The sequence below is a fragment of the Commensalibacter papalotli (ex Servin-Garciduenas et al. 2014) genome, from assembly GCF_000527695.1.
In the GTDB taxonomy this organism is placed as follows: Bacteria; Pseudomonadota; Alphaproteobacteria; order Acetobacterales; family Acetobacteraceae; genus Commensalibacter; species Commensalibacter papalotli.
This window is the reverse complement of the sequence record NZ_ATSX01000002.1, coordinates 380,986-393,609: the sequence shown is the minus strand read 5'-3', so window position 1 is coordinate 393,609 and position 12,624 is coordinate 380,986. Positions and strand designations below refer to the sequence as shown.

The 12,624-nt window shown below is 35.8% G+C and carries 8 protein-coding genes; 7 read left to right on the top strand and 1 reads right to left on the bottom strand.

Annotated elements, in window-relative coordinates; genetic code table 11:
• The 5 genes from COMX_RS08795 to nrdG all read left to right on the top strand — a co-directional run bounded on the left by COMX_RS08795 (position 1) and on the right by nrdG (position 8,342).
• Positions 1-1,011: a dihydroorotate dehydrogenase-like protein gene (locus COMX_RS08795; RefSeq protein ID WP_200867631.1), complete on the top strand. Its 1,011-nt coding sequence runs from the start codon at positions 1-3 to the stop codon at positions 1,009-1,011.
• A 739-nt stretch (positions 1,012-1,750) separates the two neighbouring features.
• Positions 1,751-4,837 (top strand): Hint domain-containing protein, encoded by a 3,087-nt coding sequence (locus tag COMX_RS08790; RefSeq protein WP_051462047.1) that lies wholly within the window; start codon positions 1,751-1,753, stop codon positions 4,835-4,837.
• A 563-nt stretch (positions 4,838-5,400) separates the two neighbouring features.
• On the top strand, positions 5,401-7,662 hold the full coding sequence (locus tag COMX_RS08785; RefSeq protein WP_034340049.1) for an anaerobic ribonucleoside triphosphate reductase: 2,262 nt from the start codon (positions 5,401-5,403) through the stop codon (positions 7,660-7,662).
• A gap of 7 nt (positions 7,663-7,669) precedes the next feature.
• Positions 7,670-7,867, top strand: coding sequence for an anaerobic ribonucleoside-triphosphate reductase (gene nrdD / locus COMX_RS08780; protein WP_034340046.1), 198 nt, complete (start codon positions 7,670-7,672; stop codon positions 7,865-7,867).
• Positions 7,842-8,342, top strand: a complete 501-nt coding sequence (nrdG, locus tag COMX_RS08775) for an anaerobic ribonucleoside-triphosphate reductase activating protein (protein WP_034340044.1) — start codon at positions 7,842-7,844, stop codon at positions 8,340-8,342. Before nrdD ends, nrdG begins: the two co-directional genes overlap by 26 nt.
• On the opposite strand, the gene COMX_RS08770 is transcribed toward nrdG, so the two are convergent.
• Positions 8,339-9,403, bottom strand: coding sequence for an alpha/beta fold hydrolase (locus tag COMX_RS08770; RefSeq protein WP_235176842.1), 1,065 nt, complete (start codon positions 9,401-9,403; stop codon positions 8,339-8,341). The two genes, nrdG and COMX_RS08770, sit on opposite strands and share 4 nt — an antisense overlap.
• 133 nt (positions 9,404-9,536) lie before the next feature.
• Between COMX_RS08770 and COMX_RS08765 the strand changes: the two genes are divergently transcribed.
• Both COMX_RS08765 and polA read left to right on the top strand, forming a co-directional pair.
• A complete protein-coding gene (locus tag COMX_RS08765; RefSeq protein WP_034340040.1) occupies positions 9,537-9,740 on the top strand; it encodes a zinc-finger domain-containing protein in 204 nt (67 codons plus the stop codon).
• Between the two features lie 20 nt (positions 9,741-9,760).
• Entirely contained in the window at positions 9,761-12,541 is a 2,781-nt protein-coding gene (gene polA, locus COMX_RS08760) for a DNA polymerase I (protein WP_034340039.1), read from the top strand.
• Positions 12,542-12,624 lie beyond the last annotated feature (83 nt).

The following is a 12,624-nucleotide window of genomic DNA, read 5'->3' as shown; positions in this document are numbered from 1 at the left end:
ATGAACCAAAAAATAGACTTAACCAGTCAATATTTGGGTTTAACCTTAAAAACTCCTATCATCGCTTCTGCTTCACCTATGCATACAGATATGGAGTATTTAAAAACGCTTGAAAAAGCAGGAATAGCAGCAATTGTATTGCCCTCTCTTTTTCAAGAACAAATCGATTATGCCTTTGAAGAGCTTGATACACTTCATCATTATCATTCTGCTGAAGCCAGCAGCTATTTACCCATAGATAATATTGCCTCAGGCCCTTATGGAGTAGGCCCCGAAGCATATCTTAAACTTGTAGAAACAGCTAAGAAAACAGTTTCTGTGCCTGTTATTGCCAGTTTAAATGGATATACAAATAGTGCTTGGGTAGAATATGCAAAACTTATCCAAGAAGCTGGTGCAGATGCTTTAGAGCTAAATATTTTCTCTGTTCCTACAAATATTAATATCTCAAGCCAACAAATCGAGGATGGTTATATTAGTATTATCGCGAATATTCGTAAGCATGTCGATATTCCTTTGGCAGTAAAATTATCTCCTTATTTTACCTCAATGGGGAATCTTGCTCAGCGTATGATTGATGCAGGCGCAAATGGATTGGTTTTATTCAATAGAATAATGTCTCCCGATATAGATATACAAAATTTGGATATAACATCTCGTTATAGCCTCAGTAACATGAGTGAAGGGTTAATTGCTCTGCAATGGATAGGATTATTAGCACGACGGGTTAATGCATCTCTTGCAGCTTCAACTGGCGTTGATGACTATCAACAAGTTGTCAAATATTTATTGGCAGGAGCTGATACAGTAATGACAACCAGTGCGCTATTACGACATGGTCCAAACTATGTTGAAGCTTTACTTGATGGTCTTTGCATGTGGCTTAAAGCTCGTCAACAAACAGATCTTAAGTTAATGCGTGGTCAAATGAGCTGGCAGAAATTAAAAAACAATCAAGCCTATGAACGTAGCCATTATATTAAATTAGTTGGTTCCTTTCATCCTAAATAATTTACATCAATGAATAACGATTTTTCATAAAATAAAATTATAATATTTCAACATAAGGTGCTTTTATTAAGCATCTTATGTTTTTATAAATATTCATTTTTGCACTAGTTATATTTCTTGTTCGATATTTTAAAATCTCTTCGCTTTTTCTAAGCATGATGTTGTATAGTTCAACTGATCAACTCCCCCATAGAAATCTTCTATTAATCTGTCCAGTCATTATATGTTGGATATATATTTATAATTTTTCGTTATTAGCTAAATAATAAATCTGGATAAAGTTCTCAGAGATAGCTCTTTTAATTAAATACTTATTATTGAACTCTGATTGATCGAATGTTTAGTTTATATTTAGTGACAACTGACGCGCATAATCCTGTTTCGCTACCCTATATCATTGTATAATGTTTAATGATAACTTTAAGATGCAATGGTTAAAATATTCTAATTATTGTCCTTCTAGCAGTAACGCTCACATTTTGGCTATCAACCAATGAGCGAAACAATAAGAATGTATATTTTTTATCTAATACTTACCAATTATTATCGGTAAGCTTTAAATAAACCATTAAGTTACTAATGAAGCGACTATAACCTCTGAACTATCAATAAATATATTTATAATTATAGAAAATTTGATATCGAAACTTAACAAAAGCAGGTTAAGTTTAAACTAAGAAATATATAGATAGAATCTTTGTATTAAATTCGTAATTTTTCTGCTTACAAGGCAATCAATATGTCAAACACAGTAGTCTCCTCAGGTGAAATTGTTTCTAATATATCCATTTCCTATGGAGAACAGCTTATAATTTCTACATTTGGAAGTGCTTATAATACATCCATCTATTCTGGAGGACAGTTAACGGTTTCTACATTTGGAAACGCTTCCAATACATCCATCTATTCTGGAGGACAATTAACAGTATCGTCGTTAGGAGGAGTTTCTGACACATCCATTTATGCTGGCGGAAAATTAACAGTTGTTTCAAACGGGAATGCTTCTAATACCAGTATTTTATCTGATGGACAATTAACGGTATCTTCATATGGAAGAGTTTCTGATACATCCATTTATGCTGGCGGAAAATTAACAGTTGTTTCAAACGGGAATGCTTCTAATACCAATATTTTATCTGGTGGGAATTTAATAGTTACTTCTTATGGAAGTGTTTCTGATACATCTATTTATTCTGGTGGAAATTTAACAGTTTCTTCAAATGGCAGCGTTACTCGTACAATCATTCTCTCTGGTGCAGAGTTTGTCGCAGCCTCCGGAACAACTGTTACTGGTACAATGATTTCCGATGGAGGTCTATTTTCAATTATCTCTGGAGCAAATATTTCTCGTACAATGGTTTCTTCTGGAGGAGTATTTATAGTTTCTGCATTAGGGAGTGTTTCTGATACATCTATTTATTCTGGAGGTCTATTTTCTGTTATCTCTGGAGCAAGTGTTTCTCGTACAATTATTCTCTCTGGAGCAGAGTTTACCGCTTCCTCTGGAGCAAGTATTACTGATATAACGATTTCTGATGGAGGACTATTTACAGCTTCCCCAGGAGCAAATGTTAAGTATGTATCAATTTTATCTGGAGCACAACTTACAGTAGCTTCAGGAGCAAATGTCGCGAATATATCTATTTTATCTGGCGTACAATATGCGGTCTCTTCAGGGATAAATATTTCTGGTATATATGTTTCTTCTGGAGGGCAATTAACAGTTGCTTCAGGAGCAATTACATCTAGTGTATCTGTTTCTTCTGGAGGGCAGATCTCAGTTACTTCAGGAGCAAGTATTATTGATACAACTATTAACTCTGGAGGACAGTTAACAGTTGCCTCAGGGGCAATTACGTCGCGTGTAACAATTTTTTCTGGAGGGCAAATCTCAGTTGCTTCAGGAGCAAGTATTATTGATACAACTATTAACTCTGGAGGGCAGTTAACAGTTGCTTTAGGGGTGAATGTTTCTGGTATATTTATTTACTCTGGTGGACAACTAACTGTTTCCTCTGGGGTCACTATTTCTAATGCATATATTAACTCTGCCGATCTTATAGGCCCCTCAGGGGTGACGTTTTATAACGCAAGTATCGGAGGGGAGTTTACAATCCCTTCTAATATGAATTTTATTCATACGAGTGTTTATACTAGCGCTAAAATTATAGTTGCTTCGGGAGCAACTATGTCTGATACGCAGGTTTTTGCTCAAGGGACGCTTATAGTTGCCTCAGGAGCCATTATTTCTAATACAAGTGTTGGATCGCTTATTGTTTCTTCTGGCGGAAGTGCCATTAATACATATGTTTATGCTAATGGAGATGTAACAGTTTCCTCAGGTGGCTCTATTACTAGTGTAGATCTCGGAGGGTTACTGACGGTTTCTTCTGGTGGCAAAATAAATGGTGAAATAACTCTTCATGGGGGTTATGCCACAATTTATCCAGATGCTGGTGGAACAATCAATTTTCCCGGAAATGGTAATCATGGCTTAACTATTTCCGGTCTTGAAAATGGTGGTATCGTAACAACCTTAATCAACAATTTTGATGGTGCAAGCACGAGTTGGTCAGATCAAATTAAATTAGCAGGCATTCAAACCTCTAATGTTACTAACGTAGCCTTTGAAGATGTTAATGGAAATATCAATGGTGATTTTGTAACCTTAATTCTTAATAATGGTAATAAAATTTCCTTAAATATTCCTGGCGCCAAAAATGAAGGATATCATCTTGCATCTGATTCAACTGGTAATTTAATTTATGAGGTTTGTTTTCTTGCGGGTTCTATGATTAAAACGCTTGAAGGAGAAATCGCGGTAGAGGATATTCGTATTGGTGATAAAATCCTTAGTTTTAACTGGCAACAAAATAAAGAAGATGTTCAATCTGTTCGTTGGGTCGGAAATAAAACCGTAAAAGTTAATCCAACATTACATGATGATGAAGCAGGGTATCCTGTACGCATTTTAAAAGATGCTATTGCTGAAGGTATTCCTTGCAAAGATCTATTAATTACCCCTGAGCATTGTTTGTTTTTTAATGGAAAATTCACCCCTGCTCGTATGTTTGTGAATGGGTATAGTATTTTTTATGATTATTCGATTACAAACTACACTTATTATCATTTTGAAACAGAGGAGCATTCAGTTATTTGGGCAAATGGAGTGTTAACAGAGAGTTATCTGGATACAGGAAATCAAACCCAATTTAATCAACATGGTGATTGTGCTATTTTAATACGCCCAAAAAAAACCAAAACTTGGGGGAAAGATGCTGGTGCCCCCTTAATGGTTGATCGCAGTTATGTTGAACCTCTTTATCATACGTTATTGCAACGTGCTATAAAGATGGATTTACCAATGATGCAAGATAAGAAACAACTTACCCATGATCCTGATTTTCATTTGATTACACAAGATGGTTTAACTATTGAACCTATATCACATTTTCAAGGTCGATATATATTCCCTTTACCTGATGAAAATATTAAAAGCGTTTATCTTGTATCCAGAACAAGCCGCTTAAATGATATTGATGGACCTTTTGAAGATAACCGTCATGAGTTAGGTATCTCAGTTGGAAGTATCCAAATCGTAAGTGCAGCCTATAATATACAAGTAATTAATATGACCAATCATCTAACGCAAGATGATTTACCAGGATGGCATACTTTGGAACAACAACCTTGTCGTTGGACAAAAGGAAAAGCATTATTGAATCTGCCTGACAATAATCATAAAGAACGAAAATTAATTATTCAAGTTTGTTCTGATAGAGCATATCCTCTTAAACAAAAACAAATTCAGTCTATTGCTGTTTAAAATAAATATTGCTTACTTGTAAAAGATTGAACTAAACTTACAAGTAAGCAATTAAAGATCATATTTTTCTTTACTAGCTGTTGCATCTTCGGTTCTATAAAAATCATGGTTAGAATTCTTGTTTCAAACTTTAAATTGTTTATCCTGACCATTTTAGGATAGTATCAAAATAATTTATATTATTGATCCATAAATATATTATGAATCAGAAGAATCTAAGACCTCATTTATTAACATGAACTGAGGTCTATAAAAAATCACCGTTAGTATAATTTAATCGAACTATATCTATTTTGAAATATAGCTCTATTTCCTTCAGTGATGATTATAAATCATAAAAAAAATTCATAAATTCTTAAAACCTTAATAAAAAAAATCGAATTAAAAACTATAGCTGTTGCATACATACAAAAAGTCATCAAAAATCGTTTTGAAATATATTGTGATCAAAATCATACAAATAGTAGTTTGATTTATATTTAAATACTATATATAGTTTAATTTTAAGAATCATTCTTAAATTACATCTTGATTCTTTAAACATTACGTTTTCAAGGTATGTTATGACACACATTATCAAAAGAGACGGGTCTCTAGCACCTTTCGACCAAGTTAAAATTCTGAATGCAATCATCAAAGCCAATAATGCAACACTTGATGAAAACATGACACCTACAGATCATTTATTTTTAACTGAGAAAGTTTGCCAAAACATCAACCAAGATCATGTTAATCATGTTGAAGAAATCCAAGATATAGTTGAACGAACTTTAATCCATTACGATTATGCTGATACGGCTAAATCATATATTTTATATCGTGCCGAGCATACTAAAATCCGTAATAGTGAAACCTATTTGATGGATATATATAAAAAACTAACCTATAGCTCTGCCAAAGATGCTGATATTAAAAGAGAAAATGCCAATATAGATGGCGATACAGCAATGGGAACGATGTTAAAATATGGTTCAGAAGGATCAAAATTTTTTATAGATAATTATATTCTGCCACCTAATATTTCTAAAGCTCACCAAAATGGTGATATTCATATTCATGACAAAGATTTCTATATGTTGACGGCTACTTGCTGTCAAATTGATCTTATTACCCTTTTTGAAAATGGTTTTTCAACAGGGCATGGATATTTAAGAGAGCCAAATTCTATAGAAAGCTACTCAGCGCTTGCATGTATTGCTATACAAGCCAATCAAAACGAAATGCATGGGGGGCAAAGTGTTCCTAATTTTGATTATGCAATGGCATTAGGGGTAAAAAAAACCTTTAAACAAGAATATTGGAAAATACTCGCCATGTATCTTCAAATTAAAACCGATATGACTGAGCAGGATATTAATCTTTTACTAGAGACCCTGAAATCTCATTTTCAAGAAGATATTCATATTAATTTAATTTCTAAATTTGAAGCAAAACTAAAACAAGTTAACAACCTTTCCGTTTCAACAGAAGCACTTATTTCAGCACATCATTATGCCTGTAAAAAAGCCCTAGCCAATACTGACCGTCGTACATATCAAGCAATGGAAGCTTTTATTCATAACTTGAATACTATGAATTCCAGAGCAGGTGCCCAAGTCCCTTTCAGTTCTATCAATTATGGAACTGATATTTCTGAAGAGGGGCGCATGGCAATTCATAACCTTCTTAAAGCAACAGAGGCAGGATTAGGAAATGGGGAGACCCCTATTTTCCCTGTACAAATTTTCAAAGTAAAATCTGGCGTTAATTTTGAAAAAATTGATCCAAATTACGATTTATTCAAACAAGCTATGGCAACTTCTGCTAAACGACTTTTCCCAAATTTCAGCTTTATAGATGCCCCTTTTAATTATCAATATTACCAACCTAACTCTTATCAATCAGAAGTCGCATATATGGGATGTCGTACTCGCGTGCTGGGTAATGCACATGATGAAAATCGAACTGAAATATGTGGGCGTGGTAATTTAAGTTTTACCTCCATTAATCTTCCACGATTAGGGTTAGACGCTGATCACAATATTAATCTGTTTTTTACACTTTTAGATGAAAAAATCGATCTGGTTATCGAACAATTATTACATCGGTTAAAAATTCAAAGTCAAAAAAAAGTTAAAAATTATCCCTTTTTGATGGGTCAAGGAATTTGGATTGATTCCCATTTGCTTAATTCGGAAGATACAGTTGAAGAAGTATTAAAACACGGAACTTTAACCGCAGGTTTTATTGGACTTGCAGAAACACTAAAAGCCCTTATCGGGGTTCATCATGGAGAGAGTAAAGAAGCACAAGAACTTGGGCTGAAAATTATTTCTCATATGAGAGGACGTATGGATGAACAAGCCAAAAAGACAAAGCTTAATTTTTCCCTGATCGCAACCCCAGCTGAGGGATTAAGTGGACGCTTTGTTATGATGGATCGTGAAAAATACGGAAGTATACTAGGAATTACAGATAGAGAATATTACACAAACTCATTCCATGTTCCCGTTTACTTTCCAATAAAAACACATAAGAAAATTGATATAGAAGCACCTTATCATGCCTTAACAAATGGTGGTCATATTACTTATATTGAACTTGATGGTGACGTTTGTAAAAATCTTGATGCTTTTGAAACGATCATACGTCATATGCAATCCAAAGGCATTGGTTATGGTGCCATTAATCATCCCTTAGACAGAGACCCTGTTTGTGGATATGTCGGTGTTATTGATAATGTCTGCCCCCGATGCGGACGTAAAGAAGGTGAAGCTATAAGCGTCGAAAAGCTTAGTCTTTTGCGCCAGCAATACCCAAATGTTCCAACCTATCACCATAAATGAGAAAATTATGACGATTAAACTTGAAAATCAAACGAATACATCCGCAAATCCCCCTCATCAAACAATGGTTGGTGAAAATATCGGTTTTGCAAGAACACGCCGTATTACTGGATACCTCGTGGGAACCGTAGATCGTTTTAATAATGCTAAACAAGCAGAAGAAAAAGACCGTGTTAAACATGACTGCTCATCAACTACGCCTTAGTGGTGTTGTCGAGGAATCAATCGTTGATGGGCCAGGTTTGCGTTTTGTCATCTTTACACAAGGCTGTCCCCATCAATGTCCAGGGTGCCACAACCCCAAAACACACCCTTTCACAGGTGGATTTTGTATGGATATTGAAACCATTTTTGAACAATTTCAGGAAAATCCATTATTAGATGGCATTACATTTTCTGGTGGCGAGCCTTTCATGCAGGCTGCCCCTTTGGTGCAATTAGCTAAAAAAATTCATTCGATAAAAAAACATATTACTATCTATACAGGTTATGTTTTTGAAAATTTATTAAAAATGAGCAAACAGAACCGTGCAATTATAGATTTGCTAACCATAACAGATCTCCTAATTGATGGCCCTTTTTTATTATCTCAAAAAAATTTAGAACTGTCTTTTCGAGGCAGCGCTAATCAAAGGTTACTGGATCAACAAGAGATGCAAAAATTAATACAGCAATGTTAGTGAACAATATTATCCACTTGACTGGGCATAAAAAAAGGAACTTTTCCTTTACCTTTAACAGACATCCATGCAGATGAAGCAGCATCACCACCAGAAGGTAACCATTGGTCTGGATCATTAATCCAAGTAATAATGTCTTTGGCTACTATTTTACGGTTTTTATCTCTTAATAATAAATGATAGCCTCCAGGCACATAGTCTTTTCTTACCCATTTAGGGAATTTTTCCCACACGGTATACATAGAACCCATAGGCACAAGCTGATCATTATCGCCATATAAAACCAAAGTATGATATCGAATATAAGGGGCTGCTTTAATAGCATCATCCATTAATTTTACCAATCCATAAATGGCCTTTATCCTGCTGTCATGTAAAGATAATGGATCAAAATATAATCTTATTAATGACTCCTCATTATCACTGGCAACTATACGTTTAATCGGGGCTTTGCGTGCACTAAGATGCCAATTAGGAGCAACAGCATTTAAAAAGCGTAAAGAAAGATCCCCAACCATACCAATTTGCTTTGAACCCCAAACCGCGGGAGCCAATAAAATATATCCATCGACCTGAGGTGCATCAGAACGCGCAGCAAGGCACATTAAAACTGCACCACCCATACTTTCACCCATTAAATAAATCGGGGTATTCGGAAAACGCTGCTTGATAATTTTAACGACATCAATAACGTCCTGCACCATACGATCGGTGCTGGACCATTTACCTCGTAAACGAGCTTGACCAAAACCTCGTTGATCAGGCGAATAAATGCTAATTCCTTTATCCACAAAATATTGTGCAGAATCCTCCCATGCATCTCGGCTATCATTAAACCCATGTAAAGCAATAATAATTACTCGTTGAGAAGGAGCTTGCCATATACGTAATGGAATTAACGCATTATCAGAAGCCATTATCCAATCATCAGCAGGAATTAGTTTTTTATATTTAGCATAAGGGTCCTGAGCACTTGCTTGCTGAGCTTGATCAACATCTTGCTGGTTATTTTTAGTTTGTGCCTTTAGACTATTTCCATTTAAAAATGCCCATCCCATCATAAAAATGCAGCATATAAAACAGAAATATGTTAAAAAGGTTCGATTTAAAATTCTCATCGGATACTCAATACTTAATACCAATATATTGTTTCTAGTATTGACGTTTCTTTTGATAATAAACAAGGATATTTTAATGAAAACCGAACAATCTTCTACTCCAACCACCCAGCGTGGACATTTCGAAACCGTTTATACCAACACAAAAACGGTCTCTTGTGAGGGTAACAATCCTGCTTTGGGTCATCCTCGTGTCTTTTTGAAATTAAAAGAAGGCAAAGTCGTGTGCCCTTATTGTTCTAAAACGTTTATTTTCCAAGAACAATCTGACAATCATTAAACAGAACTGATCTTAAACTCATGTCATCTTCTTCTGCTTCAAAACATCTGATCCTGGTTGATGGATCTGGCTTTATCTTTCGCGCTTTTCACGGCATCCCATTAATGTTAGACCCCTCTGGAACCCCTGTGAATGCGGTTTATGGGTTTACCAATATGATGATGAAGATTATTCGTGAACGAACAGCCAGCCATATGGCAGTCATTTTTGATGCAGGCAGAAAAACTTTCCGTAACGATATCTATCCTGCTTATAAAGCCCAAAGACCCCCTCCACCAGAAGAGCTTATTCCCCAATTTGCATTGGTCAAAGAGGCATCACGCTTACTTGGCTTACCAACAATTGAAATGGCTGGATGGGAAGCTGACGATCTAATCGCCAGTTATGCCAAAGCAATGGTCAAAGCTGGAGGGGAATGTACAATTATTTCCTCTGACAAAGATCTGATGCAGCTTATTAATGATCATGTTTGTATGCAAGATCCAATCAAAGAGAAACTCATTCGTGAGCCAGAAGTTATGGCCAAATTTGGCGTTGATCCTTCAAAGATGATTGCTTTGCAGGCTTTAATGGGGGATTCTGTCGATAATGTGCCTGGCGTTCCTGGCATAGGTCCTAAAACAGCAGCGGCTTTGATTAATGAATATGGTGGTTTAGAAGAAATACTGGCCGCCATTCCCACCATGAAAGCTTCTAAGCGTCGTGACAATTTAGAAGAACATCAAGAAAACGCTCGTATATCTTATCAATTAGTACAATTAAAAGATGATTTAGATCTTCCTGTGCCTATTGAGAATCTAGGATGCTGTAATGCTGAAGAAGAGCGTCTGATTACATGGCTGCAAGAACGAGGATTTCGCTCTATTCTAGCTCGGTATTCTAAAGGTCATGTATCTTCTCATTCAGCTGCCGGGAATTCTGTTCAAGCATCACAAAAAGAAGAAGAGAAAGATCATTCCTATATTCTCTCTCCAGCTTACGAGAATTATGAAACCATTACCTCTCTTGAACAGCTCAAAATTTGGATAAAGCTGGCTCAAGAAACTCACTATTGTGCACTTGATACCGAAACAGACAGTTTAAATGCATTACAAGCCAATATTGTGGGAATTTCTATGGCTGTTGCTCCAGGAAAAGCCTGTTATATTCCCATCGCACACCAACAAGAAAGTTTGTTTGAAGAACAAAGCGCTAACCAACTTGCAGTAGGCGATTTAATCAAAGCGTTTAGCGCTCTTTTTACCGATCCAGCAGTATTGAAAATCTTTCATAATGCCAAATATGATTTTCTGGTTTTTCATCATAATGGTTTTCCAATCCCCACCCCTTATGATGATACCATGATGATTTCTTATGTCCAAGCTGCTGGCAAACATCGTCATAATATGGATGAGCTGGCACAGCTTCATCTAAACCATCAGAATATCTCTTACGATGAAATAACAGGTACAGGACGTAAACGCATTACTTTTGCACAAGTTCCCATCGATAAAGCAACAAATTATGCAGCAGAAGATGCAGACGTTACATTACGTTTATGGTTATTACTTCGTCCCAATATGCGTGCGTTAAACGTATTAAGCCTGTATGAAGAAATGGAACGTCCATTAATCAATGTTTTGACGCAAATGGAGCAAGATGGAATTTTAATTGATCCAAACTTACTGCGTTCTTTATCCCAAGAGTTCAGCCAAAAGATGGATATTCAAGAAAAAGAAATCCATAAAATGGCAGGGAAAGAGTTTAACGTTGCTTCTCCTAAGCAACTTGGTGAAATTTTGTTTGATGATATGGATTTCTCTGGTGGCAAAAGAATGAAAACTGGGGCTTGGGGAACTGATTCCAAAGTTTTGCAAGAACTCAGCGATAAAGGCCATACTATTGCCGATCAAATCTTGGGCTGGCGACAATTGGCCAAGCTTAAATCTACTTATACAGATGCATTAATTGAAGATATTAATCCCCAAACAGGACGGGTTCATACCAGTTTTAATATGGTTGGCACAGTTACAGGCCGCTTGTCATCAACAGATCCAAACTTACAAAATATTCCTATTCGCAGTGAAGAGGGTGGGAAAATCAGGGCTGCGTTTATTTCTGCCCCTGATCATGTGTTAGTTTCTGCTGATTACTCTCAAATTGAACTGCGTTTATTGGCACATGTCGCCAATATTCCACAGCTTAAAGAATCCTTTATTAATAACGAAGATATTCACGCCAGAACCGCTTCTGAAGTATTTAACACCCCGATTAAAGGCATGGATCCTTTGGTTCGTCGTCAGGCAAAAGCCATTAATTTTGGTATTATTTATGGCATCAGTGCCTTTGGCCTAGGAAAACAATTAGGGGTTTCAGCAGGGATTGCAAAACAATATATTGATACATATTTTGCGCGCTATCCAGAAATCAAAGCCTACATGCAAACAACTCAAGAAGAAGCAAAAGAAAATGGGTATGTTTTAACACCGTTTGGTCGCAAATGTTGGATTGCAGGCATTCAAACTGCCAAAGGACCTCAACGTGCTTATGCTGAACGCCAAGCCATTAATGCTCCATTACAAGGAGGGGCTGCTGATATTATTAAAAGTGCCATGTTAGATATGGATAAAGCTATCAAAGAGCATCAATTACAGGCAAAAATGCTATTACAAGTTCATGATGAGCTGTTATTTGAAGTCAAAGAAGAAGATGCTGAAAAATTTGTTAATTTAACCAAAGAAATCATGCAAAAAACCGTAAAAATTTCTATTCCTTTGGTGGTTGAGGCTGGTATTGGTAAAAACTGGTCAGAGGCCCATTAAAATTATTCTTCATAATAAAAACACTCTTTTAAAATAGTAATTTGTGAATATATTCTAGTTTAACTTTATAAAACTTAGTACAT